23 protein-coding genes are annotated in these 24,439 nt (G+C 68.8%); 10 read left to right on the forward strand and 13 right to left on the reverse strand.

Annotation, left to right across the window (positions count from 1 at the left end; genetic code table 11):
* On the forward strand, positions 1–425 hold a 425-nt coding region (locus ACT6XY_RS14320), incomplete at its 5' end, for a glutamate--tRNA ligase family protein (RefSeq protein WP_444748997.1).
* 300 nt (positions 426–725) lie between these two features.
* Here the strand turns inward: ACT6XY_RS14320 and ACT6XY_RS14325 are convergent.
* The 8 genes from ACT6XY_RS14325 to ACT6XY_RS14360 form a co-directional block, all read right to left on the reverse strand.
* A complete protein-coding gene (locus ACT6XY_RS14325) occupies positions 726–2,273 on the reverse strand; it encodes an acyl-CoA synthetase (RefSeq protein ID WP_444748998.1) in 1,548 nt (515 codons plus the stop codon).
* 30 nt (positions 2,274–2,303) lie between these two features.
* Positions 2,304–3,926, reverse strand: coding sequence for a long-chain-fatty-acid--CoA ligase (locus ACT6XY_RS14330; protein WP_444748999.1), 1,623 nt, complete (start codon positions 3,924–3,926; stop codon positions 2,304–2,306).
* A 115-nt stretch (positions 3,927–4,041) separates the two neighbouring features.
* Positions 4,042–4,896 carry a serine O-acetyltransferase EpsC gene (gene epsC / locus ACT6XY_RS14335; RefSeq protein ID WP_444749000.1) on the reverse strand — a complete coding sequence of 285 codons (855 nt, stop codon included), beginning with the start codon at positions 4,894–4,896 and terminating at the stop codon, positions 4,042–4,044.
* 345 nt (positions 4,897–5,241) lie between these two features.
* Entirely contained in the window at positions 5,242–6,774 is a 1,533-nt protein-coding gene (rpoN, locus tag ACT6XY_RS14340) for an RNA polymerase factor sigma-54 (RefSeq protein ID WP_444749001.1), read from the reverse strand.
* Between the two features lie 129 nt (positions 6,775–6,903).
* Positions 6,904–7,791: an LPS export ABC transporter ATP-binding protein gene (gene lptB, locus ACT6XY_RS14345; RefSeq protein WP_444749002.1), complete on the reverse strand. Its 888-nt coding sequence runs from the start codon at positions 7,789–7,791 to the stop codon at positions 6,904–6,906.
* Between the two features lie 13 nt (positions 7,792–7,804).
* A complete protein-coding gene (locus tag ACT6XY_RS14350) occupies positions 7,805–8,485 on the reverse strand; it encodes an LptA/OstA family protein (RefSeq protein ID WP_444749003.1) in 681 nt (226 codons plus the stop codon).
* Between the two features lie 2 nt (positions 8,486–8,487).
* A complete protein-coding gene (gene lptC, locus ACT6XY_RS14355) occupies positions 8,488–9,219 on the reverse strand; it encodes an LPS export ABC transporter periplasmic protein LptC (protein WP_444749004.1) in 732 nt (243 codons plus the stop codon).
* 118 nt (positions 9,220–9,337) lie between these two features.
* Positions 9,338–9,955 carry a ribonuclease D gene (locus ACT6XY_RS14360; RefSeq protein WP_444749005.1) on the reverse strand — a complete coding sequence of 206 codons (618 nt, stop codon included), beginning with the start codon at positions 9,953–9,955 and terminating at the stop codon, positions 9,338–9,340.
* A gap of 116 nt (positions 9,956–10,071) precedes the next feature.
* Between ACT6XY_RS14360 and ACT6XY_RS14365 the strand changes: the two genes are divergently transcribed.
* Positions 10,072–10,503 (forward strand): DUF2948 family protein, encoded by a 432-nt coding sequence (locus ACT6XY_RS14365; RefSeq protein ID WP_444749006.1) that lies wholly within the window; start codon positions 10,072–10,074, stop codon positions 10,501–10,503.
* Positions 10,504–10,507: 4 nt separating this feature from the next.
* Here the strand turns inward: ACT6XY_RS14365 and ACT6XY_RS14370 are convergent, their stop codons facing one another.
* Positions 10,508–11,398, reverse strand: a complete 891-nt coding sequence (locus ACT6XY_RS14370; protein WP_444749007.1) for a LysR family transcriptional regulator — start codon at positions 11,396–11,398, stop codon at positions 10,508–10,510.
* A 115-nt stretch (positions 11,399–11,513) separates the two neighbouring features.
* On the opposite strand from ACT6XY_RS14370, the gene ACT6XY_RS14375 reads away from it, so the two are divergent.
* From ACT6XY_RS14375 to ACT6XY_RS14405, 7 genes are all read left to right on the forward strand, one after another.
* Entirely contained in the window at positions 11,514–12,329 is an 816-nt protein-coding gene (locus tag ACT6XY_RS14375; protein ID WP_444749008.1) for a putative hydro-lyase, read from the forward strand.
* Positions 12,326–12,742 carry a cupin gene (locus tag ACT6XY_RS14380; protein WP_444749009.1) on the forward strand — a complete coding sequence of 139 codons (417 nt, stop codon included), beginning with the start codon at positions 12,326–12,328 and terminating at the stop codon, positions 12,740–12,742. The genes ACT6XY_RS14375 and ACT6XY_RS14380 overlap by 4 nt, the downstream gene beginning before the upstream one ends.
* A gap of 71 nt (positions 12,743–12,813) precedes the next feature.
* On the forward strand, positions 12,814–13,890 hold the full coding sequence (locus ACT6XY_RS14385; protein WP_444749010.1) for a TRAP transporter substrate-binding protein: 1,077 nt from the start codon (positions 12,814–12,816) through the stop codon (positions 13,888–13,890).
* Positions 13,891–13,998: 108 nt separating this feature from the next.
* The gene (locus ACT6XY_RS14390) at positions 13,999–14,652 is read left to right on the forward strand and encodes a TRAP transporter small permease subunit (protein ID WP_444749011.1); all 654 of its coding nucleotides are present in this window, start codon (positions 13,999–14,001) and stop codon (positions 14,650–14,652) included.
* Positions 14,649–16,025 carry a TRAP transporter large permease gene (locus ACT6XY_RS14395; protein WP_444749012.1) on the forward strand — a complete coding sequence of 459 codons (1,377 nt, stop codon included), beginning with the start codon at positions 14,649–14,651 and terminating at the stop codon, positions 16,023–16,025. Before ACT6XY_RS14390 ends, ACT6XY_RS14395 begins: the two co-directional genes overlap by 4 nt.
* A gap of 242 nt (positions 16,026–16,267) precedes the next feature.
* Complete coding sequence (locus ACT6XY_RS14400) at positions 16,268–18,430, forward strand: FAD-dependent oxidoreductase (protein ID WP_444749013.1); 2,163 nt, start codon at positions 16,268–16,270, stop codon at positions 18,428–18,430.
* 185 nt (positions 18,431–18,615) lie between these two features.
* Positions 18,616–20,463 (forward strand): ABC transporter ATP-binding protein, encoded by a 1,848-nt coding sequence (locus tag ACT6XY_RS14405; protein ID WP_444749014.1) that lies wholly within the window; start codon positions 18,616–18,618, stop codon positions 20,461–20,463.
* A 63-nt stretch (positions 20,464–20,526) separates the two neighbouring features.
* Here ACT6XY_RS14405 and fabI read toward each other — a convergent pair whose 3' ends face one another.
* The 4 genes from fabI to ACT6XY_RS14425 all read right to left on the reverse strand — a co-directional run bounded on the left by fabI (position 20,527) and on the right by ACT6XY_RS14425 (position 23,666).
* Positions 20,527–21,330 (reverse strand): enoyl-ACP reductase FabI, encoded by an 804-nt coding sequence (gene fabI / locus ACT6XY_RS14410; RefSeq protein ID WP_444749015.1) that lies wholly within the window; start codon positions 21,328–21,330, stop codon positions 20,527–20,529.
* Between the two features lie 93 nt (positions 21,331–21,423).
* A complete protein-coding gene (locus ACT6XY_RS14415; RefSeq protein WP_444749016.1) occupies positions 21,424–22,062 on the reverse strand; it encodes a VOC family protein in 639 nt (212 codons plus the stop codon).
* A gap of 10 nt (positions 22,063–22,072) precedes the next feature.
* A complete protein-coding gene (locus ACT6XY_RS14420) occupies positions 22,073–23,074 on the reverse strand; it encodes a DnaJ C-terminal domain-containing protein (RefSeq protein ID WP_444749017.1) in 1,002 nt (333 codons plus the stop codon).
* Positions 23,075–23,180: 106 nt separating this feature from the next.
* Positions 23,181–23,666 carry an RT0821/Lpp0805 family surface protein gene (locus tag ACT6XY_RS14425; protein ID WP_444749018.1) on the reverse strand — a complete coding sequence of 162 codons (486 nt, stop codon included), beginning with the start codon at positions 23,664–23,666 and terminating at the stop codon, positions 23,181–23,183.
* 152 nt (positions 23,667–23,818) lie between these two features.
* Here ACT6XY_RS14425 and pdxH point away from each other — a divergent pair, with 152 nt between their 5' ends.
* Complete coding sequence (pdxH, locus tag ACT6XY_RS14430) at positions 23,819–24,436, forward strand: pyridoxamine 5'-phosphate oxidase (RefSeq protein ID WP_444749019.1); 618 nt, start codon at positions 23,819–23,821, stop codon at positions 24,434–24,436.
* The last annotated feature ends 3 nt before the right edge of the window (positions 24,437–24,439 follow it).

Here is a 24,439-nt window from a genome sequence, read left to right on the forward strand (position 1 = left end):
AACCCCACGCCCTCCGGCTCGACATGCGGGCGGCGCTGGCGCGGCTCGCCGGCCCGCTGACCTGGGCCGAACTCGACGCGGACGGCCGGCCGCTGCGCGAGGTGACGGCAGAGCCCGAGCGCTGGGGCGACGTCGTCCTCGCCCGCAAGGAACTCGCCACCAGCTACCACCTCGCCGTGGTCACCGACGACGCCCTGCAGGGAGTGACGCACGTCGTGCGCGGCGAGGACCTGTTCGAGGCGACCGCCGTCCACCGGCTGCTGCAGGACCTCCTCGACCTGCCGGTCCCGCTTTACCGGCACCACGGCCTGGTGATGGGCCCGGACGGGCGGAAGCTGTCGAAGAGCGACCAGGCGGAGGGATTTCGCGCTCTGCGGCGGGCCGGGGTCGGGCCGGGGGACGTCAGAGCGATGCTGGGGTTTTGACGGGCGCCGGTCCAAAGACGGCGCGCTTGTCCGGCCCTTCACCCTGACCCTGACCCTCGCTGCGCTGAGAGGGGGGCTTCGACGTCTCGACCGTTTCTCGCCGGTTGTGCCTGGCGCCATGGATGGCCGGGAGGGCCGGAGGCGGTAGTCCCCCCTCTTTGCGCAGCGGGGAGGGTGAGGGTGGGGCTTTCGCGAAGGCCTCGGTAAACAGGCGGCCGCCCTTTCCACGTCATGCCCGGGCTTGTCCCGGGCATGACGCTTCGGCGAGGTGCTGGAGGCTGACCACGGCCCCCCGCCCCCTCAGATCGCCCGGCCGGCCGCCGCCCAGTAGGGATCACGCAGGCGGCGCTTGAAGATCTTGCCGGAATCCTCGCGCGGCAGGTCGTCCCGGATTTCGATGTGCCGCGGCAGCTTGTAGTCGGCGATGCGGGTCGCGAGTTCGGCCTTCAGCGCCGCTGGATCGATCTCCACCCCCGGCTGCGGCGAGATCACCGCCATGATGCTCTCGCCGAATTCGGCGTGCGGGATGCCGAAGACCGCGCAGTCGCGGACCTGCGGCAGGGCGAGCAGCGCCGCCTCGATCTCGGCCGGATAGATGTTCACCCCGCCGGCGATGATCATGTCGCGCTTGCGGTCGCACAGGAACACGTAGCCCTCGGCGTCGACATAGCCGATGTCGCCGCAGGTGATGAAGCCGTGGTCGTCCACCTCGGCTCGTTTCTCCGGCGCCTTGTGGTAGGTGAAGTCGGGATAGCCCTCGATGCGGCAGAAGAGCTCGCCGATGCCGCCCTGCGGCACTTCCCGGCCCGCATCGTCCAGCACGCGGATTTCCGCGCCCGGCGACAGCCGGCCGACCGAACCGGGCTTCTTCAGGGCGTCCTCGGAGGTGGCGAAGGTGACGGGGCCCGTCTCCGTACCGCCGTAGAACTCGTGGATGACCGGGCCCCACCAGGCGATCATCGCCGCCTTCACCTCGGCCGGGCAGGGGGCGGCGGCGTGGATGACGAAGCGCAGCGAGGAGACGTCGTAGCGCCGCCGGACCTCGTCCGGGAGTTTGAGCAGCCGCACGAACATGGTCGGCACCATGAAGATCGTGTCGATGCGGTGCGTCTCGATCAGCCGCAGCATCTCCTCCGCGTCGAAGCGCGGCATCAGCACCAGCACACCGCCGAGCCGGCCTGCGCGGATGCCGAAGGAATTGGGCGCGGAATGGTAGAGCGGCCCGGGCAGCAGGGCGCGCACGCCGGGCCTGAGGCCATAGACGAGGGCGCGCAGGCCCTCGGTCGCCTTCGCCTCCTCCGGGCTCGGCGCCTTGCGCTTCACGCCCTTGGGCTTTCCGGTCGTGCCGGATGTGTAGATCATGCTCATCGGCGCCGGCCGGGCAGCGCCCTGATAGGGCGCCTCTCCTGCGAGCCAGGCGTCGAGGTCGCGGGCGCCGGCGGGAACCGTGATCCCGGCGGGAGCGGGAAAATGCTCCGCCACCTCCGGCGGCACCGGCGCTGAGAAGATCGCGATCCCAGCCGGCAGGTGGCCGGAAAGGGGCGCCAGCAGGTCCTCGTGGCCGACCAGCACCTTGGCATCGCAATCGTCGAGGATGTAGCTGACTTCGTCTGCCTTCAGGTGCCAGTTCACCGGCACCGCATAGGCGCCGAGCATGGCCGCCCCATAGGTCGCCTCCAGAAAGGCGATGTCGTTGCGCATCAGGATGGCGACGCAGTCGCCGGGGCCGACGCCGAGCCTGTCCAGTCCCCCGGCGATGCGGCGCACCCGCGCCTCGACGGCCTCCGGGTCACGCTGCCTCCCGCCGCTGACGATGCCGCGCGACGTGCCCTCCGAACCATCAGCCATCGCCGCCACTCCCTCGCTCTTTCGGCCGGGTCAGTTGACCGCCCGTGCCCGTCCCTCCCAGTGGGGACGCCTCAGGTCCGTCTTGAGGATCTTGTTGGCCTGGGACAGCGGCATGGCCTCGCGCACCTCGATGGTCTGCGGGCACTTGAAACCGGCGATGCGCGTCTTGCAGTGGGCGATGATCTCCTCCGCCGTGGCGCTGCGGCCGGCCTTGAAGGTGACGACCGCATGCACCGCTTCGCCCCAGAGCGGGTGAGGCACGCCGATGACGGCGCATTCGCGGATGGCGGAATGGGTGAGAACGGCGTTCTCCACCTCGATCGAATAGACGTTCTCGCCGCCGGTGACGATCATGTCCTTGATCCGGTCGGACACGTAGACATAGCCGTCGGCGTCGAGATAGCCGGCGTCCCCCGTGTGCATGTAGCCGCCGCGCAGCGCCTCCGCCGTCATCTCCGGCTGGTTCCAGTAGCCCTTCATGACGGTCGGCCCCGCGACGATGATCTCGCCGATCTCGCCCACCGGTACGTCCCGGTCCTGCGGATCGACCACGCGGATGTCGCAGCCGACGATGGATCGCCCGCCGGAGGCGAGCCGGTGCACCCGGGCCGGGTCCAGCGTGTGGTCGTCGGGCTCCAGATAGGTGCAGGCCGGCGACAACTCGGTCATGCCGTAGGCCTGGGCGAAGCGGACATGGGGCAGCTTCCGGATCAGCGCCTCCAGCGTCGCCACCGGCATGGGCGCGCCGCCATAGCCGATCATCTTCAGCGAGGAGAGATCGTAGGCGTCGAGGTCCGGTTCGTTGAGGATCATCGTCATCATGGTCGGCACCATGGACGTGAAGGTGATGCGGTGCTGTTGGATCGCCTCCAGCACGCCCTTCACCGTGAAGCGCGGGATGACCACGTGGGTGGCGCCGAGCAGCGTGTTGGTGAAGACGCGCGAGCCTGCCGCAGCGTGATAGAGCGGGCCGGCATGAAGCCCGACCACCGAACTGTCGAGCTTGGTGTGCACCATGCCGCCGAACGAGTTCGCCATGCAGTTGATGTGGGTGAGCATGACGCCTTTGGAGCGACCCGTCGTGCCGCCGGTGTAGAACAGCACGGCGACGTCGTCGCCGCGGCGGCCGGCGTCCACAACCGGGTCCCGCGCACCCAGGACCGCCTCGTAGTCGATCATGCCGGCCGGCAGTGCGCCCTCGCCGGCAAAGATCACATGGGCGAGGTCAGGGCACTGCGGCCTGAGCGCTTCGGCCATGGCGGTGAACTCGTCGCCGACGAGAAGCACCTTCGCGCCGCAGTCCTGCATCAGGAAGGCCGTCTCGGGCTCGGCATAACGGGTGGAGACGGGCACGGCGATACCGCCGGCCCAGAAGGCGGCGAAGAAGAATTCGAGATAGCGGTCGGAGGAATGGGAGAGCATGGCGACCCGGTCGCCCGGGCCGACGCCGAGGTCCTGGAGGACGCCGGCGAGGCGCGCCACCCGGTCGGCGAACTCCTCCCACGTCCGGCGCCGGTCGGCGAAGATGACGGCGGTCTTGGTCGGGAAGAGCCGCCGGGCGCGGTGGACGGCGAGGGTCAGCTGCATGGTCACGGCGCCGAACTCCGCGCCGCCCCGACCTGCCGTGTCGTCCTCGTCATGCGCCTGCCCCATGCGAAGCCCGCCTGTTCGGCAGACCCGATCCATCATGAAGCGTTATTTCTCACCATGAAATACGGTTTCGCAACCGCGCCGGACGGGGGATGGAGGTAAAGGGAGGCGCGGCGCGTCAGATTTCGTAGCTGAACGCGGCCACCGTCCCCTCCGCCAGGATCTGGTCCATGGCCCGCGACGGCTCGGCGCAGCCGGCCGTGCCCACCGGCTTCGCCGGAACGCCGGCCACCGTCGTGTTCGGCGCCACCGGATGCAGCACCACCGATCCCGCGGCGACGCGGGCGCAGCGGCCGATCTCGATATTCCCGAGGATCTTGGCGCCGGCGCCGAGCAGCACGCCGCGCCGCACCTTCGGATGGCGGTCGCCCGCCTCCTTGCCGGTGCCGCCGAGGGTGACGTTCTGCAGGATGGAGACGTCGTCCTCGATCACCGCGGTCTCGCCGACCACGAGGCCGGTGGCGTGGTCGAGGAACACGCCCTTGCCCATCACCACGGCGGGGTTGATGTCGGTCTGGAAGACCTCCGAGGACCGGCTCTGCAGGTAGAGCGCGAAGTCGCGGCGGCCCTGGCCGAGGAGCCAGTGGGCGAGCCGGTGGGTCTGCAGCGCGTGGAAGCCCTTGAAGAACAGCACCGGCTCGATCAGCCGGTCGGCGGCGGGGTCGCGGTCGATGACGGCAGCGGCATCGGCGCGCATCGCCACGGCGATGGTGGACGAGGCTCCAAGGGCCTCGGTGAAGGCATCGTGCAGCACGTCGGCGGGAACGTCGCCCGTGCCCAGCCGCGCGGAGATGCGGCGCGCGACGGCGTCCTCGAAGGAGGAGGCCCGGCCGATGGTGCGCAGGACCAGCGTCGCCAGCTCCGGATTGGCCGAGGCCATGGCATTGGCCTCGCTGCGCAGCCGGTGCCAGGCGAGATCAGCCGTGTCGGAGGGCAGGGGGATGATGGTTCCCGTCGCCTGGGTCTTCGCCATGAAACGATCCTCCGCAGCAAGGATGAAGGGGAATAAGGGCACTGTCCGGACGGGATTCAAGTCAAATCGCCGGGATAGAACGCCCGTCTTCGATCGCGGTCAGCAGTGGGATGCGCGTTTTGTGCGGGGCGGCATTGGGGGAAGATCGATCCTGGTGTCGGTCCGCGAAACGATGCGGATGGATCCAGGCAATCTCTCCGTCATGCCCGGCCTTGTACCGGGCAGCCACGAGTTTCCTTCAGATTGCGGTGGTCAAGTCGTGGATGGCCGGGACAAGCACGGCCATGACGGGAGCCGGTTCGCGCGTTTCGATGAACGGGTCTCCGCGGACGAAGCCGACGCGCCTCACACCGCCATGGCCTGCTTCTCTCGCCGCCGCTGCACCGACGAGGGAATCCGCAGCGCCTCGCGGTACTTGGCGACGGTCCGCCGGGCGATGTCGATGCCCGAGGCCTTCAGCTTGTCCATGATGGCATCGTCCGAGAGCACGTCGTCGGGCGTTTCCGCGTCGATCATCTGCTTGATGCGGTAGCGCACCGCCTCCGCCGAGTGGCTCTCGCCGCCGACCTCCGAATTCGCGATTGACGAGGTGAAGAAGTACTTCATCTCGAAGATGCCGCGGGTGGTGGCGATCGACTTGTTCGACGTGACCCGCGACACCGTCGATTCGTGCATGCTGATGGCGTCGGCGATGGTCTTCAGATTCAGCGGCCTGAGATATTGCACGCCGAGGGCGAAGAAGGCGTCCTGCTGGCGGACGATCTCGGTGGCGACCTTCAGGATCGTGCGGGCACGCTGGTCGAGGGCGCGGGCGAGCCACGTCGCCGTCTGCAGCGCGTCGGCGAGGAAGGTCTTCTCGGTGTCGCTCTTCGTGGTTTTCGAGACGCGAGCGTAATAGCTCTGGTTGACCAGGACCTTGGGCAGCGTCTCGCTGTTCAGCTCGACGATCCAGCCGCCGTCCGGGCCGGCGCGCACCATGACGTCCGGCACCAGTGGCTGGACGGGCGCGAAGCCGAAGGCGAGGCCCGGCTTCGGATTGAGCCGGCGGATCTCCGCCACCATGTCGGCGAGGTCCTCGTCGTCGACCGCACAGATCTTCTTCAGCGCCTGGTAGTCGCGCTTTCCGAGGAGGTCGAGATGGCCGACCAGCGCCTGCATGGCGGGGTCGAAGCGGTTCTTGTCCTTCAGCTGGATGGCGAGGCATTCCGCCAGGTTGCGGGCTGCGACCCCCGAGGGCTCGAAGCTCTGGATCACCTCGAGCACGCTGGTGACATCCTCGATCTCGGCCCCCAGCCGGTCGGCGACCTCCTCGACGGTGACGGTGAGGTAGCCGGCCTCGTCCACGGCGTCGATCAGCATCTGCCCGATCAGGCGGTCCGCAGGCGTCTCCACGGCGAGGGTGAGCTGGTTCGCCAGGTGGTCCACCAGCGACAGATCGGCGGAAACGAAGGCCTCGAGGTTGTAGTCCTCGTTGTCGCTGCCGCCCGAGCCGACGTTGGACCAGGACGAGGTCATCGGGTCGGAGGCCGCATCGGCGTGCCGTGCCTCCGGCCCCTTGTCGTCGGGAAAGACGTTCTCGAGGTCGGTGCCGAGCCGCTCCTCGATGTCGGTGCGGCTGTTGCCCATGTCGTCGCCCAGCCAGTCGCCGGCCTGGGCATCGCCCGGATCGGCGGCTGCCGGCACGTCCGGCGCCTCGCCCTCGACGGCGGGTTCGGGGGCGTCGGCGCGCTCGAGCAGCGGGTTCTTCTCCAGCTCCTGCTCGACATAGGCGACGAGGTCGAGGTTCGACAGCTGCAGGAGCTTGATGGCCTGCATCAGCTGGGGTGTCATCACCAGCGACTGGCCAACGCGGAGCTCTAGTCGGGCTGACAGGGCCATCGTCTCGGGCGCATCCCTCGGGGTTTCTTGCGCCGCATCATAGAGGTCCGGCGGCACGAACAGCAAGGTTCATGCCATGGTTCCGATGACTGAGGAGTTAAGACCGCGTCCCGTGATTCTTCCGCAGCGTCAGAGGCGGAATTCCTCGCCGAGATAAAGCCGGCGGACGTCGGGGTTGGAGACGATCTCGTTCGGCGTGCCTTCCATCAGCACCTGACCCGAATGGATGATGTAGGCGCGGTCGATAAGGCCGAGCGTCTCGCGCACGTTGTGGTCGGTGATGAGCACGCCGATGCCGCGTTCCTTCAGGTGGCGCACGAGATTCTGGATGTCGCCCACCGCGATCGGGTCGATGCCGGCGAAGGGCTCGTCGAGCAGCATGAAGGAGGGGCGGGTCGCCAGCGCGCGGGCGATCTCGAGGCGGCGCCGCTCGCCGCCCGACAGGGCGATGGCGGGACTCTTGCGCAGCCGCGTGATGGTGAATTCCTCGAGCAGCTCGTCGAGGTCGCGCTCGCGCTTGGCCTTGTCCTTCTCGGTGACCTCGAGCACGGCGCGGATATTGTCCTCGACGTTGAGGCCGCGGAAGATCGAGGCCTCCTGCGGCAGGTAGCCGATGCCGAGGCGGGCCCGCCGGTACATCGGCAGGGCCGTGATGTCGTGGCCGTCGAGCTCGATATGGCCCTTGTCGGCCTCAACGAGGCCGGTGATCATGTAGAAGACGGTGGTCTTGCCGGCGCCGTTCGGCCCGAGCAGGCCGACGGCCTCGCCGCGCCTGAGGTCGAGGCTGACGCCGCGCACGACGGCGCGGCCCTTGTAGCTCTTCCAGACGCCGTGGACCGACATCACGCCCTCGCCGGAGCGGGGCTCCTCCTGCGCGCGCGCCGCCGGGGCGGGCTCGGGACGGTCGAGTTCCGCCACCTGGGCGGCCATCTCCTTGACCAGCCAGTCGTCGTCGACGGCCGCCGCGGGGGCTGGCCGGCGTCCCAGGAGGCCGGAGACACGCGCGAGGACGGACACGGGGCTGGCTGTCCTATCCGCGGGGGCTGCGCGCCTGCGGCCGGGCGGGCGTGCAGTCGGGATTGTTGGCCCCGCCGCCGGGTGCCGCACCGCCGCCGCCCTGCAGGATGCCGGAGACGCGGCCGCCCGAGGGCGCGGCGTCGATGCGCACGCGGTTGGTGGTGAGGTCGGCGTGCAGACGGGCGCCGCGCAGGATGTTGTCGCACTGCGTCAGCGTGACGTTCCCCTCCATGATCGCCTCGTTGCGGCGGGCGTCGAAGGAGCCGCGCTCGGCGGTCGCCGTCTGGTTCTTGGAGCGGACGATGACGCCGCCCTGCATCTCGAAGCGGCGCACGTTCTGCGTCTCGGACGATCCGGCGGGGGCCGCGCCCTGGCGCGGGGTCGTGGTCGCCGGCCGTCCGGCGGCCGCAGCGGCGTTGTCCTCGTAGAAGATGACCAGGCGTGCGGTCTGCAGCGTCGACTCGCCCTGCTGGACGCGCACGTTGCCGGACAGCACGGCGCGCTTCTCGGTGTCGAAGACCTCGGCGCGGTCAGCCTCGAAATTGATCGGGTCGCTGCGGTTCTGGGTGAAGCCGACGAACGGGCTTCCGGCCTGCTGGGCCGTCGCCACGGGTGCGAAGAGCCCGGCGGCGAGCAGCGCCGCCGCCAGCGGGCGCCTGTCGAAAAGGAGCGCGGCGGTGCCGGCCAGCGTCATGGTCAGTCTCCGGATCGGCTTGGCGCAGGAGAAGGCTGCGAAAGATCGGTGATGGTCGGATCGGGCGGTTCGGGCGTGAAGCTACCACGCACCGTGCCTTCAAGCACGATCACCTTGCCGTTGTCACTAATTTGCATGCGCTCGGAAACGATCTGGCCACGCGGCGACGTCAGCTTCACCGGCCCGTTGGAGGCGATCGTCCCCGCCCGCGTGTCGACCAGCGCATGGCCGAGCTCGCCCGTCTGCCCGCTGGAGGTCGTCACCACCACGTCCTGATTGAGTTCCACGCGGCCGGTCTTGGTGTCGAGCAGGCCCGTCGCCGAGACGACGCGGGCCGTGCCGCCGCCTTCCAGCTGCATTTCCGAATCGATGGAGGTCAGCGCCACGACGTTGGCCTGGGTGATGTCGTGCTCGGCGCGCGTGGCGGTGACGCGGTAGAAGCGGTTGTCCGTCGTGTAGCCGGTGAGACGGGGCGCCTCCATTGTCACCTTCGAGCCCGACATGGACACGGCGCCGACGGAGATGGGCAGGTTCAGGCTCTTCAGCGGATCCCACCAGGAGATGAAGACCACGCCGACGAAGATGACGACCGCAGCGGCGGGGACGAGCACACGCAGCCGACGCACCGTCTTCGAATGACGATAGGCGAGGCTGAAGGCCGCCTTGCGCTCGACGCTGCCGTCCTTGCCGCCTCGGGCGGACCCGTCCCATTCATCCGTCCGCCGCGCTGCCATCGTCCCGTCCGTTCTCCTCCTGCATGGCCGGCGTTACCGCCTGCCGCACCGGCACTGACCACGACTCTATGGCCCCACCATGGCGCGCCCGCAACCCGCGGCACCCCCCGGCGGCCGTTCACGAATGGGCGAAGATGTCCGTCTCCGGCCAGCCCGCGAGGTCGAGCGCGGCGCGGGTCGGCAGGAAGGCGAAGCAGGCCTCCGCCAGCGCCGTGCGGTTCTCGCGCGCCAGCATGGCGTCGAGCCTCTCCTTCAGGGCGTGGAGATGCAGGACGTCGGAGGCGGCATAGTCGAGCTGGGCCGGGGTGAGGGTCTCCGCCGCCCAGTCAGAGCTCTGCTGCACCTTGGACATGTCGATGCCGAGAAGCTCGCGCGACAGGTCCTTCAGGCCGTGGCGGTCGGTATAGGTGCGCACCAGCTTGGAGGCGATCTTGGTGCAGTAGACGGGCCGCGTCTCCACCCCGAAGGCGTGCTTCAGCACCGCCACGTCGAACCGGGCGAAGTGGAAGAGCTTGATCACCTCAGGATCGGTCAGCAGGGCGCAGAGGTTCGGCGGCGCCGGCTGTCCCGGGCGGATCTGCACCACGTCGGCAGTGCCGTCGCCCGGCGAGAGTTGGACGACGCAGAGCCGGTCGCGCTGCGGCACGAGGCCAAGCGTCTCGGTGTCGATGGCGACGGTGCCGACCTGGTAGTGGCGGAGGTCGGGCAGGTCGCCGACATGGGCGCGGATGGTCATGGATCGTCTCGGGCAGCGGGGTGGTCGGCGGCGGCCGTCCTTCATGTGCTCCGGGCGGAGGCGCATGGACTTCGGACCGCTTCAGGTCCTATAGGGCGACGGATGCGAGAAATCCAATGACCGCGACACCGCTGAAGCTCTACGCCTTCGACGCCGAGGACCTCGCGGTCCTGTCGGCCCATCTGCAGGACGCGGTGCTGAAGGCCAGCGACATCGCCTATCTCGCCCGCGAGCGCCGCTTCGCCCTCGTCTGCAACCGCTTCGACTGGACCGCCGCCGAGGCCGGCGACTGCCAGCGCCGCCGCACCGGCCTGCGCGTCGAGCGCGTCACCGCCGTCAAGGCCCGTGCCGTGCCGAAGGGCGAGGACACCGTGCTGGAGCTGCTCGCCATCCATTTCGAGCCGGAGGGCGGCGAATCCCCCGGCGGCACGATGGAACTCGTCTTCGCCGGCGGCGGCGCCATCCGCCTCGTGGTGGAATGCGTCGAGGCGGCGATGGACGACCTCGGGCCGATGTGGGCGGGCGTCGCCACCCCCCGGCACGACTGACCGCTCAGCGCGGCCGCGGCGCCGCCACCTCCGCCGCGATCGTCGCCACCGCCTCCACCGTCGCCGCCTCCGGCGTGATCCGCCAGGAGGCGAAGAAGTCGAGCTCGGGCAGCGGCACGCTCGTGGGCAGCGACCGCAGCCGACCGGCGGCGAGTTCGGTACCGGCAATCGCCTCCGGCACCGCTGCGATGCCGAGCCCGTCCTCCGCCATGCGCAGGATCGTCGCCATGGAGGAGGAGGCGTGGATGCGCACCGGCGGCAGGTCGGGCGCCGAGAACATCTCGCGCAGGATCAGGTAGGGCCGGGTGTTCCGCGAGAAGGTGAGGATCGGATGGGCCGCAAGCGCCGCCAGATCCAGCGGCCCCGCCGGAAAGGAGAGGCCGGGGCCGGCCAGGAAGGCGAGGCGGTAGGTCGACAGCGGCATGTTGCGCAGTTGCGCCGCCGCCAGCGCTCCGAGGGCGAAGACGAGGTCGAGCTCCTGCGCCACCAGCCGGTCGCGCAGGTTCGGCGTGATGTCCACCTCTATCTCCAGCGCCAGGCCCGGATAGGCCTTGGCCATCCGCTCGACGAAACGCGGCAGCCAGGTGTGGACGATGGTCTCGGCGACGCCGAGACGCAGCGTGCCGCGGATGGCGGTGCGGTCCGCCACCGCATGCAGCATCTCGGCACGCAGCTTCAGGAGGCGCTCGGCATAGTCGATGACGCGCCGGCCCGCGTCGGTCGCCACCACCGTGCGCTTCTCGCGCACCAGCAGGCGCTGGCCGATCTCCGCCTCCAGCTGGGCGATGCGCTGGGACACGGCGGGCTGGGTCGTGTGCAGCTTCACCGCGGCGCGGTTGAAGCTCTTGAGGGTTGCCACCCAGACCAGCGTCTCGAGCGCCTTGAAGTCCACCATGCCGTCGTCAATCGATAAGCTGGATTAATCGTAACCAATCCAAACTTCGGATTGGACCAGATGCAAGGGGAATGGTGGACTGTTCTCCCAGGGATGCATCTCCCGGGAGAAAATCATGGCTGTCGCCCAGTTTCGCGCACCCGGCATCACCGACGTCAGCGATCCCGCGGCGGTGCGCCGGGCCATCCGCCGCGGCGACATCACCGGTCATACGGCGGGCCTCGCCCCGGGCCGCGTGCAGGGCAATCTCGCCATTCTGCCCAGGGATCTCGCCGGCGATTTCCTGCGCTTCTGCACGCTCAATCCCAAGCCCTGCCCGGTGATCGGCCTGTCGGAGCCGGGCGACCCGACGGTGCCCGCCCTCGGCGCCGATCTCGACATCCGCACCGACATCCCCCGCTACCGCGTCTGGAAGGACGGCGAGCTGGTCGCCGAGCCCACGGACATCCGCGAGTTCTGGCGCGACGATCTCGTCGCCTTCGTCATCGGCTGCTCGTTCTCCTTCGAGGAGGCGCTGATCCAGGACGGCATCCCGATGCGCCATATCGGCTGCAACACCACCGTGCCGATGTGGCGGACCAACATCGCGTGCGCCCCGGCAGGGCCCTTCTCCGGCCCGATGGTCGTCTCCATGCGTCCGCTGAAACCCGCCGACGCCATCCGTGCCGTACAGATCACCTCGCGCTTTCCCGCCGTCCATGGCGCGCCGGTCCATATCGGCCTGCCCGAGGCCATCGGCATCCGCGACATCTCAACGCCCGACTACGGCGACCCCGTCGAGGTGAAGGCGGACGAACTTCCCGTCTTCTGGGCCTGCGGCGTCACCCCCCAGTCCGTGATCGCCAAGGCGCGCCCGCCCTTCGCCATCACCCACGCGCCCGGCTCCATGCTCGTCACGGACCTCACCAACAGCCGGATCGCCGCCCTGTGACCAGCCCCGCCCCGACGCCGCACCCCGGCTTCGGGGCCTTCGGCAAGATCCATCGCGAGTTCTTCGACGCGCTCTCGCCCGACGGCTGGCGTGCCGTCCCGGGCTATGTCGGCGTCGAGGAGAAGATCCTCTCGGGTCACCTCGATACGGTGGCGCGCAAGGGCGCCGTCACGCGGCTCGGCCGGTGGTCGGCGGGCGCGGCGGTGGACCATCCCGTGTCGCACGACTGGTGCGAGGAGGTCTTCATCGTCTCCGGCTCCCTGATGATTGGCACGCTTGCTGCTAAGTCCGAGGGCGTGCGGCTGCCGTTCGGCACCCATGCGGTGCGGCCGCCGCATGTCCTCCATGGTCCCTTCTTCAGCGACGAGGGCTGTCTGCTGATCGAATTCCTCTACTACCCGCCCGCCGAATAAGAACACTCCAGAGACTACGCCGACCGACCACCGCCGCCCTCGCGCGGCCCATCGACGAAGGAGAGACCTCCATGATCCGCTTGCGAACCGCCGCCACGGCGGTGGCCCTGACCCTGTCCGGCGCCCTGCCGGTCCTCGCCCAGGCCGTCCCCGCCGGCCCGCCGGTGAACGTCCAGATCGTCACCCAGCCCGGCCCGGCCATGCCGCAGTTCACCCGCGTCGACCAGCCGCTGCTGCGCGACGGCCTCGCCGCCAAGTCGAACGGCCGCATCCGCGTGACGCTCGCCTCCTGGCCCGAGCGCAACCTCAACGGTCCCGAAATCCTCCGTCTCGTCCGTTCCGGCCAGGTGGATATCGGTGCGGTGCCGCTGAACACGGTCGCGGGCGACGTGCCGCTGCTCGACGTGGTCGACCTCGCCGGCCTCAACCCCAGCCTCGACCAGGCCCGCAAGGTGGCCGCCGCCATGCTGCCCGAGGTCAACAAGGAGCTGGAGCGCTTCGGCGTCCGCATCCTCGTCATGTACCCCTTCGCCGCCCAGGAGTTCTTCTGCCGCGGCCAGGTCACGAGCCTTGCGGATCTGCGCGGCAAGCGCATCCGCACCGGCGGCGGCTCGTCCAACGACTTCGTCACCCAGATCGGCGGCCAGCCGACCGGCATCGGCTTCCCGGAAGTCTACGGCGCCCTCGAGCGCGGCGTCGTCGACTGCGCCATCACCGGCACCGGCTCGGGCAACTCCGCCCGCTGGTACGAAGTGACCCAGAGCCTCTACGCACTGCCGCTCTTCTGGTCGGTCTCCGCCTATGTGGTGAACATCCAGTGGTGGAACCGTCTCGACCCGGCGGTGCGCGCCGCCATGGAGGCGACCATGAAGGAGGTCGAGGACGCCCAGTGGAAGCTCGGCCTTGAGCAGACCGAGGACGGCATTTCCTGCAACATCGGTGACCGTGCCGGCTGCAAGCTCGGCCGCATTCCCGACGCCAACCCGATGCGCGTCTACCGTCCGGTCCCCGCCGACACCGAGGTGATGCGCACGACGCTGACCTCCACCATCCTGCCGAACTGGGTGAAGCGCTGCGGCGCCCGCTGCGGCGAGATCTACAACCGCGTCGTGGCGCCGATCACCGGCGTCACCTATGCCGGCAACTGACGGCCGCGATCACCGGCGTCACGCGGGGGGCCATCCCTCCCGCGTGACGGGGAACGGGCGAGGGGCACGCTGCCGCCGGGCGGCGGCGGCAGGGCCGGGGGAACAGGCATGCTCAACACTCTGATCGATGTCGCCGGCCTCGGCCGGCGGTCCATGGCGCGGCTCGGCACCGTCATGGGCTATGTGGCGGGCTGGGGCTTCATCGCCACGGCCGGGCTCATCACCTTCGACGTGCTGGCGCGCCGCTTCCTCGGCTTCTCGACGCAGGCGACCACCGAGCTCTCCGGCTATGCGCTGGCCTTCGGCATCGCCTGGGGCCTCGCCCACACCTTGTCCATGCGCGCCCATGTCCGCATCGACGTGGTGGTGAACCTCTTTCCGCCGCGCATCCGCCACTGGCTGCACCTGACGAGCCTTGCCTTCCTCGCCGTGCTGGTCGGCTACCTCTTCTACGGCGCCTGGACGCTGGTGGAGGAATCCCTCCTCTTCGGCGCCACCGACATCAGCGTCATCCGCACCCCCCTCGCCATCCCGCAGGGGCTCTGGGCCTTCGGCATCGGCGCCTTCTTCCTGCTCATCCTCGCCATGCTGGTGGAATGCCTGCTGCTCATCCTCGCCGGCCGTGGCAACGAGGCGGAGCTGCTGCTGCACAGCCGCTCCTACCAGGAGGAGGTCGCCGAGGTGCTGGAGGCCGTCGGCGAGCCCGTCCCAGGCGATCCCGCCGCCCCCGCAAAGCCCGCCCATCCCGAGGTGAAGCCGTGATCGCCGTCGTCTTCCTCCTCATCCTCGTCGGCATCATGCTGGGCATGAGCTTCACCGGCCATGCCCCGTCCGGCGAGCTCATGGGCGAGATCATGCTGCTGGTCGGCCTGTTCATGCTGTTCTTCGGCATGGGCATCTATGTCGGCGCGGCCCTCGGCGTGCTCGGCCTCATCGTCGGCTACGCCTTCTCCGACCGCCCCTTCTGGCTCTTCATCGGGCAGACCATCTGGAACCCGTCCTCGTCCTTCGTGCTGGTGGCGGTGCCGCTCTTCCTGCTGATGGGCGAGATCCTGCTGCGCGCCGGCCTTTCCGACCGGCTCTACAAGACGCTCAACATCTGGCTGAACCGCATGCCGGGCGGCCTCCTCCACACCAACATCGCGGCCTCCGGCGTCTTCTCGGCCATTTCCGGCTCGTCGGTCGCCACCGCCGCCACCATGGGCTCGGTGGCGCTGCCCTTCTTCAAGGACAAGCCCTACGATCCGAAGATGGTGCTGGGCTCCCTCGCCGCCGGCGGCGCGCTCGGCAACCTCATCCCGCCGGGCATCACCTTCATCATCTACGGCCTCATCACCGAGACCTCGGTCGGCGCGCTCTACATCGCCGCCATCGGCCCGAGCATCCTGGTCGTCGTTTTCTTCATCGCCATCATCCTGATGAAGGCGAAGACCGCCGCCCCCCGCGATCCCGACGGCCCCCGCTATTCCTGGGGCGAGAAGATTCGCAGCCTCGTCGACCTCACCCCGACCGCCGTGCTGATCCTCATCGTGCTCGGCACCATCTACGGCGGCCTCGCCACGGCCACCGAATCGGCGGCGCTGGGCGTCGTCGCGGCCATCGTACTCGCCGCCCTCGACGGCAAGCTCTCCTTCAAGATGCTCAACGATTCGGCCGAGGCGACGGCGCGCAACACGGCGCTGATCGGCCTCATCCTCTTCGGCGCCTACCTGCTCAACTACGTCTTCACGGCGCTCGGCGTGCCGCAGGCCCTCGCCCAGCTCGTCTCGCAGATGCCGTTGCCGCCCTGGGCCATCATGCTGCTGATCATCGGCTTCTACCTGGCGCTCGGCACCTTCATGGAGGGTTTCTCCATGATGATCACGACGATCCCCGTCATCTTCCCCGTCGTCACCGCGCTCGGCTACGACCCGATCTGGTTCGGCGTCATCGTCGTCATGCTGGTGGAGATCGCGCTGATCTCGCCGCCCGACGGCACGGTGCTCTACGTGCTGCAGGGCATGCGGAAGGACGGCGGGCCGATCACCGACGTCTTCACCGGCGTGCTCCCCTTCATGCTCGTCTACATCCTCGCCGTCGGGGTGCTCATGGTCTTCCCCTCCATCGCCACCTGGCTGCCGACGGTGATGCGCTGAAACGGGCGCGGGACGCGGTCGGTTCAGATTGCGTTCAGTTGCGCCGCCGCAATGATCGGGCTCTCACAACCTTCGGGGCGTGCTGGCGGGGACCGACCGGATTCATCCTGCGCGACAATATCGCGTGGCCGATGGCTTTATTCGGAAACGAACGGTCGCTATAGCTCAGCCCCGGATTTTCAGCGGATAGAGGCTGGAATGCGCCGTCGGGGCGTGGCCGGTCCAGGGACGAAAGCTCGGATATGACGCGTGTCGCAATTGTGGGTGGCGGGCCGGGTGGGCTCTTCACCAATTACCTGCTCGACCGGTTCTGCGACGGTCTGTTCACCGCCACTCTCTTCGAAGCCTCCGACCGCCTCGGCGGCAAGGTCGCCACAGACAGCTTCGAGAAGGGCAATTCCCTCTTCGAGCGCGGCGTCGCCGAGTACTACGACTACTCGCACTTCGGTCCCGACCCGCTGAAGCGCATCATCACCGAGGTGATGGGTCTCGACGTCGTGCCGATGGACGGCAAGGGCGTCATCCTCGAGGGCAAGGTCCTCAACAACCGCCGCGACATCAAGAAGCACTTCGGCGAGGCGACGCTGAAGGCGATCGACGCCTTTCACGCCAAGTGCCACGAACTCTGCTCGCCCGACGAGTACTACGAGGGCTATTCGGGCGACGACAACAAGCACCCCTGGGGCGGCAAGACCTTCCGCGAGGTCCTCGACGAGGTCGGGGACGAGATGGCCCGCAAGTACATCGAGGTCGCGGCCCGCTCCGACGTCGCCACCGAGGCGCAGCTCACCAACGCGCTGAACGGCCTGAAGAACGTCCTCATGGACGATCCGAAGTACCTCCGCCTCTACTCCATCGCCGGTGGCAACGAGAAGCTGATCGAGGGCCTCGCCGAGCGCATCTCCGCCAAGGTCATGCTGGAGAGCCGCGTCTCCAAGATCCGCCGCAACGAGGGTGGCACCTACACGCTCACGGTCCGCCGCAAGGGCCGCGACGAGACCCACGAATTCGACCACGTCGTCGTCGCCGTTCCGAACTACTGGGTCAGCCAGATCGAGTTCGAGGGCCGCGAGGAGCGCATGGCGATCCAGAAGCACCAGGCCCGCTACGACAACCCGGCCCACTACCTGCGCGTCACCATCCAGTTCAAGAAGCCGTTCTGGGCCGAGACCTTCCAGGGCCATTACGTGATGACGGACGCCTTCGGCGGCTGCTGCATCTACGACGAGAGTGCCCGCCATCCCTCCAAGCACGGCGTGCTCGGCTGGCTGATCCCCTCCACCCATGCCCTCGCCCTGTCGAACCTCGACGACGAGCGCCTCGTGCAGCTCGCTCTCGATTCGCTTCCCGCCGAGCTCATCGCCCCGGCCAAGAAGCAGTTCCTCGACGCCAAGGTGCAGCGCTGGGTCGGCACCATCTCCGGCCTGCCGGGTGGCCATCCCGCCCCCGAGCTGCGCGAGCGCCACCAGCCCGACGGCAAGGTGCTGCCGAACCTCTACCTCGTCGGCGACTACCTCTTCGATTCGACCGTCAACGGCGCCTACGACAGCGCCAACTTCGTCGTCGACATGATGATGGGCAAGCTGCGCGGCGCCGCCTATTCCGGCGCCCGCAAGAAGGCGGACCTCGAGAAGCAGAAGGGCGTCGTGGAGGAGGGCTTCGTCGAGTCGACCCTCACGGACGACTACCACGACGAATATGCCGTCGGCCTCTCCTACGAGGAGAGCTTCCGCGAGTATTTCGACGAGCAGTACAACGCCGACCTCTACGAGTGCATCTTCGGCATCAAGCCGCCCTACACGCTGCTCGACGTCGGCTCGGCCTCGGGCCTGACGCTGAAGTGCTTCGCCGACATCGGCATCGATGCCTGGGGTATCGAGAACGCCCGCCACGTCCATTCGCAGACGCCGAAGGAGTGGCTGCACCGCAACCTGCTCGGCGACGTCACCAACCTGCCCTTCGAGGACCAGTCCTTCGACGTCATCTACGACACGTGCCTGTGCTACGTGCCGGAGGAGCTGATCGACAAGGCGATCCAGGAGCTCTACCGCGTCACCCGCATCGGCATCTTCTTCGGCGGCATCACCGCCGACATGACCCGCGAGGTGATCGAGTATCACGACGTCTTCGACGGCGTCCTGACGCTGGAATCGACCTGGCAGTGGTCCGAGCGCTTCCAGCGCCACGGCTGGCGCCCGGCCGTGCACGACCAGAAGATCCTGAAGAAGGCCTGGAAGATCGAGTGCGACGCCAACGAGGGCGACTTCCCCTGGTATCCGGACATGGAGACCATGCGCTACTGCTTCTACGCCAAGCCCGACGCCGCCAAGTGGGTGGAGAAGCTGATGGCCGGCCGCGAGAAGGGGCCGACCTCGAAGCTGCGCCTCGTTGCCGGCGGCCGCTGAGCCGCTCCCGCACGGGAGCACCGTTCTCGAGGGCCGGATCCCATGGGTCCGGCCCTCATGCGTTCGGCGGGGCGCCGGTCCCGCGCGATTTCGGGTGCATCCTGTTACGGAATGATGCATGACCAGCGGCGGGCGGCCCGCCATGCCCGGCCCTTCCCCCGACCTGCGATGATCCAAGATCCGTCATGAGCCAGGACAAGAACTACGTCGAGCCCGATGACGTGGACGATGAGGAGGAGGAAGAGGACGTCAGTGCAGACGACCTCCGGCTCATGGCGCGGTTCCTCGCGCCCTTCGCCGCCCCCTACAAGACGACCATCGCCCTCCTCGTGGTGCTGATTCTCACCGAGGCGGCGCTGAACTTCTCCTTCCCCCTGGTCACGCAGTACCTGATCGACGAGGGGCTGATCAAAAAGGAGTGGCGCGCGCTCCTGAACTCCCTGCTCTTCATGGGAATTGCCGCCATCGCCGTCTCCGGCGTCGCCCTCTTCGCCGACTTCGTCTACACGCGCCTCTTCGCCGACATCACCCGCGACATCCGCCAGCGGCTGTTCGACCACGTCCAGTCGATGTCGATGCCCTTCTTCCACACCACGCCGACGGGCACCGTGCTGTCGCGCTTCTCCGGCGATCTCGTCGCCCTCGAGGCGGCGCTCGTCGCCTTCGTGCCGGGCTTCGTCATGCCCTTCATGGAGGTGATCTACGCCTCCATCCTGATGTTCATGTTCGACATCTGGCTTGGGCTCATCGCCTCGCTCGTCTTCCCGATGATCCTGTGGTGGCCGCGCATCTTCGCCCGCAAGGCCTTCCTCTTCGCCTATGACAAGCGCCAGACCGAGGGGCGCCTCATCAGCGCGATCCAGGAGAACGTCTCGGCCCAGCCGGTCATCAAGGCCTTCGGCATGGCGGGCCGGGCGCGCCTGCACTTCGCCGGCCTCAACGGTACCTGGGTCGGCGTCGCCCGCCGTACCAACTTCTCCTCCGCGCTGGTGGAGCGGACCGCCCAGACGGGTCTCTACGTCATCCACATCGCCGTCTTCGCGCTCGGCGCCTACTGGGCCTTCACCGACCGCATCACGGTCGGCACCATCATCGCCTTCGAAGGCGTCTTCCTGTCCATGGGCTACGCCCTCACCAACGTGACGCAATACGTGCCGACCATGGCGCAGGCGGCGGGCTCGATCCGCCACCTCGACGATCTCCTGGCGGTCAAGCCGACCATGGTCGACGCGCCGGATGCCGGCCCGCTCGCGCCCTTCGAGCGCGAGATCGTCTTCGACAACGTCGCCTTCTCCTATCCCGGCTCCTCTTTCCGCACCGAGAATCTCTCGGTCACCGTGCCGAAGGGATCCTTCCTCGGCATCGTCGGGCCCTCCGGGTCGGGCAAGAGCACCTTCCTCAACCTGCTGATGCGCTTCTACGATCCGCTTGAAGGGCGGGTGACCGTCGACGGCACCGACATCCGCACCGTCACCCAGGCCGCTCTGCGCGCCCAGATGGCCGTGGTGTTCCAGGAGAGCTTCCTCTTCAACACCTCGATCGCGGAGAACATCCGCATGGCGCACCCGGACGCCACGATGGAGGAGATTATCGCAGCGGCCCGCCAGGCCGAGGTCCACGACTTCATCGCCGCCCTGCCGCAGGGCTACGAGACGACGGTCGGCGAGCGCGGCGGCCAGCTCTCCGGCGGCCAGCGCCAGCGCGTCGCCATTGCCCGCGCCCTCGTCCGCAACCCCGCCGTGCTGGTGCTCGACGAGGCGACGAGCGCGTTGGACGCCGAGACCGAATCCAAGCTTAACGAGACCCTGCGCCGCATCGCCGAGACGCGCACCGTCGTCTCCGTCACCCATCGCCTCGGCTCGGTGGTCACTGCCGACCGCATCATCGTCCTCGACCACGGTCATATCGTCGAGACCGGCACCCATGGCGAACTCATCCGCGCGGGCGGGCTCTACGCCACCATGTGGTCGCGCCAGCAGTCGGCGCGCCAGGCCGTGGCGGCGGTCGACGAGGACGACGAAGAGGAAGAATGAGGCAGGGGCGGGCGGCGCCGCTCGCGGCGCGCCCGTCGGCCCTTACAGCGCGCCTGGCGACGCTTACAGCGCGCCGATGTCCGGGGCGTGCGGGTTCTTCATGCCGACGACATGGTAGCCGGCATCCACGTGGTGGATCTCGCCGGTGACGCCGCGGGACAGATCCGACAGCAGGTACATGCCGGAATCGCCGACCTCGTCGATGGTGACGGTGCGGCGCAGCGGCGAATTGTACTCGTTCCACTTGAGGATGTAGCGGAAGTCGCCGATGCCGGAGGCGGCCAGCGTCTTGATCGGGCCGGCCGAGATGGCGTTGACGCGGATCTTCTTCTCGCCGAGGTCGGCGGCCATGTAGCGCACGCTCGCCTCGAGGGCCGCCTTGGCGACGCCCATGACGTTGTAATGCGGCATCCACTTCTCGGCGCCGTAATAGGTGAGGGTGAGCAGCGAGCCGCCGTCCACCATCAGCTTCTCGGCGCGCTGGGCGATGGCCGTGAAGGAATAGCAGGAGATCAGCAGCGACTTGGTGAAGTTGCCCTCGGTCGTGTCGACGTAGCGGCCGGTGAGCTCGTCCTTGTCGGAAAAGGCGATGGCGTGCAGGAGGAAGTCGAGCTTGCCGAAGACCTTTTCGGTCTCGGCGAAGACGGCGTCGATGCTGGCGCTGTCGGTGACGTCGCAATGGCCGACCACATGGCCGCCGACCTCGGCCGCCAGCGGGCGCACGCGCTTTTCCAGCGCCTCGCCCTGGAAGGTGAAGGCGAGTTCGGCGCCCTGATCGGCACAGGCCTTGGCGATGCCCCAGGCGATGGAGCGGTTGTTCGCCACGCCCATGATCAGGCCGCGCTTGCCCTTCATCATGCCTGCCATATCAGTCCTCACCCGGCATGCCGCCGCAAAATCAGCCGGACCCTATGCCATTGCCACGCCCCGCGTGCAAGGCGGACGGGACGGCGCGGCCCGTCAGGTCAGGCGCCGCAGGCCGCCGGGAGTGTCGATCACGGCTTCGTAGCGCATGGCCGGACCCGCGACGACGGCCGGCCCGCCCTCCGCGGCGAGGTCGTGATGCAGGGCGGCGATGGTCGCCGCGCCGGGATGGTCGAGCGTGAAGGAGACGAGCCTCGCGCCGAGGTCCGCGATCATCGCCATGGAACGCGGCCGGCCCCGTCGGTCGATGAGGGACGGCGCGGCGCCGTCCAGCGGCAGCGAGCCGTCGTCCGGGATGACGAAATCGAAGACCGGCGCTTCCGGCGGCAGCGACACCTTGCGGCCGAAGATCGCCTCCCGTCCCCGCAGAACCGTGTCGATGGTGTCCGTGCCGGCCACCCAGCCCCTCAGACGCCGCCCCGCCTCCCAGTCGGCCCGGACCCGGGCGGGTTGGTCGAGGCCGAACCAGCGGGCGCGGCCGGGAGGGATGCCGGCGGGGTCGGTGGCGACGATCTCGAGATAGACTGCGCCGCCGAGCTGCAGAAGGTGGTTGTGCGTGCCCATATAGGCGTGGCGCTGGCCGAAGGGCACGTCGAGGTCGAGGCAGTCGCGGACATGGGCGACACCCTCGGCGAGGGTCGGCGCGATCACCGTCAGGTGGTCGAGCTGCAGCACGGCGCGGGCCTCACAGCCCGTCGCGCGGATCGCCCTTGCGGCGCTCCTTGAGGATGCGGGCAAAGCCTTCGAGATCGGCGCTGGCCTCGGGGAGGGCGATGCGCACGGTGACATAGAGGTCGCCCGCGCCGCTATCCGCCGGCAGGCCCTTGCCGCGCAGGCGGAACGTCCTGCCCGACGACGTCATGGCGGGAAGCGTCAGCTCCACCTCGCCGTCGAGCGTCGGCGCCCTCACCTTGGCGCCGAGGATCGCCTCGTCGAGGGCGATCGGCAGGTCGAGCCGCAGATCCTTGCCCTCGGCCTTGAAGGCGGGATGCGGCTCCACCGCCACCACCACATAGGCGTCGCCCGCCGCCCGGCCGAGGCTGCCGGGCTTGCCCTTGCCGCGCAGGCGCATGCGGTGCCCGTCCCGCGTACCCGGCGGGACCTTGAGGTCGATCGATTCGCCCGTCGGGAGCACCACCCGCTGGGTGGAGCCGCGGGCAGCGTCCAGGAACGGCACCTTGATGGTCAGCGTCACGTCCTCGCCCGAGGGCGGGGCGGAGAAATCCTCGCCGAAGGGCGAGCGGCCACGCCCCCCCTTCGCGCCTCCGGTCATGCCGGAGAGGATGTCGAAGAAGTCGTCCATCGGCGGCGGGCCGCCGGCCTGGCCGCCGGTGCGGCCGCCGCCACGCTGGAAGCCGTCGCGGCCGAAGGAGAAGTTTTCGAAGATCGTCTCGCCGTGCGGGCCGGTGCCCGTTCGGGTGCCGGGCCGGCCGCCGAAGCCCTCGAAGCCGGCGAAGCGCGGCTTGCCCTCGGCGTCGATCTCGCCGCGGTCGAACTGGCGCTTCTTGTCGGCGTCCGACAGGAGTTCGTAGGCGTTGTTCAGTTCCGCGAAACGGTCCTGCGCCTTGGGGTCGTTGGGGTTGGCGTCGGGATGCAGCGCCTTGGCCTTCTTGCGGAAGCCGCGCTTGATCTCGTCGGCGCTCGCCGAGCGCGCGACGCCGATGACGTCGTAGGGATCGCGAGCCATGGTCGTCCTTGAGGAAGGGTGCCCGTGAGGACACCCGGCGGTGTGCGGGTTCGGTCGTCAATGTGGGGGCGGACGCCCCTGTTCACAAGTTCGCGACCGGAACGGCTCAGCTGCGCCGCCAGGGCCTGAGTTCCAGGACGGCCCAGGGGCCGGTGGTGCGGCAGGCGCGGCCGTCGAACCAGACCTCCTTGCCGTCCTTGATGGCGCTGCCGAGGAAGTCGCGGCAGGTCTGTCCGGCGCTGCCGCCGGCGCGCTGCAGGGCAGTCACCGTGCCGCTCATGCCGGACTGGGCGTTGGTCCAGGGCAGGCTCGGCGTTTCAGCGCGGTCGGCGAGAGCCTCCATGAGCACCGCCTTGGCGGCCTCCCAGTCGGCCTGCGGAATGGGCAGGGGTCCAGCCGGCGTCGCCGCCGGAGCGGCGGGGGCCTCGGCCGGGCGGCGAACGGATCCGGTCGTCACCGTGTCGTCGTCGACGGGCCGCGCCATCTGGGCGGTGCCGGGCGGCGCCACGTTGGCGCGCTCCCACAGCGAGGGCAGCGCCACGGTGCAGCCCTGCAGGAACAGGCAGGCACCCGCTACGACGAAAAGCGTCAAGCGGTTCGGGCATGGCCGGTCGCGCGCCGGGAGGCATGGGCGCGCCCCCCCGCTTTCGCTATAGACATGGCGAACGCCACTCGTGTCGCCCATACGCCTGCAAACTCCGGAGCTGATCCGCTCTGGCCCGCAGTCAACATCGGAGTTCGTTAATGTCCGGTTCGGATCAGGACGATTTCACGACGATCGACGAGCCCTTCCAGCTCTTCGACCAATGGCTGGCCGATGCCGGCGCCTCCGAGCCCAACGATCCCAATGCCATGGCGCTCGCCACCGTCGACGCCGACGGCCTGCCCAACGTGCGCATGGTGCTGCTGAAGGGCGTCGATCCCCGGGGCTTCGTCTTCTACACCAACACCGAGAGCCAGAAGGGAACCGAGCTCGACGGCCAGAAGAAGGCCGCCGTGGTCTTCCACTGGAAGTCGTTGCGCCGCCAGGTGCGGGTGCGTGGGCCCGTGGAGCGGGTGTCGGATGCCGAGGCGGACGAATATTTCGCCTCGCGTCCGCGCGGCAGCCGCATCGGCGCCTGGGCGAGCCAGCAGTCGCGCCCGCTCGAGAGCCGCTTTGCCCTGGAAAAGGCCGTCGCGGTCTACACCGCCAAGCACGCCGTCGGCGAGGTGCCCCGCCCGCCGCACTGGACCGGTTTCCGCATCCTCCCCGTCTCCATGGAGTTCTGGCACGACCGGCCGTTCCGCCTGCACGACCGGGTGCAGTTCACCCGCGCCGAGCCGGCGGGACAATGGACGGCCAAGCGCCGCCTCTACCCGTGATGC

It is taken from the genome of Phreatobacter sp., assembly GCF_052440005.1.
GTDB lineage: Bacteria > Pseudomonadota > Alphaproteobacteria > Rhizobiales > Phreatobacteraceae > Phreatobacter.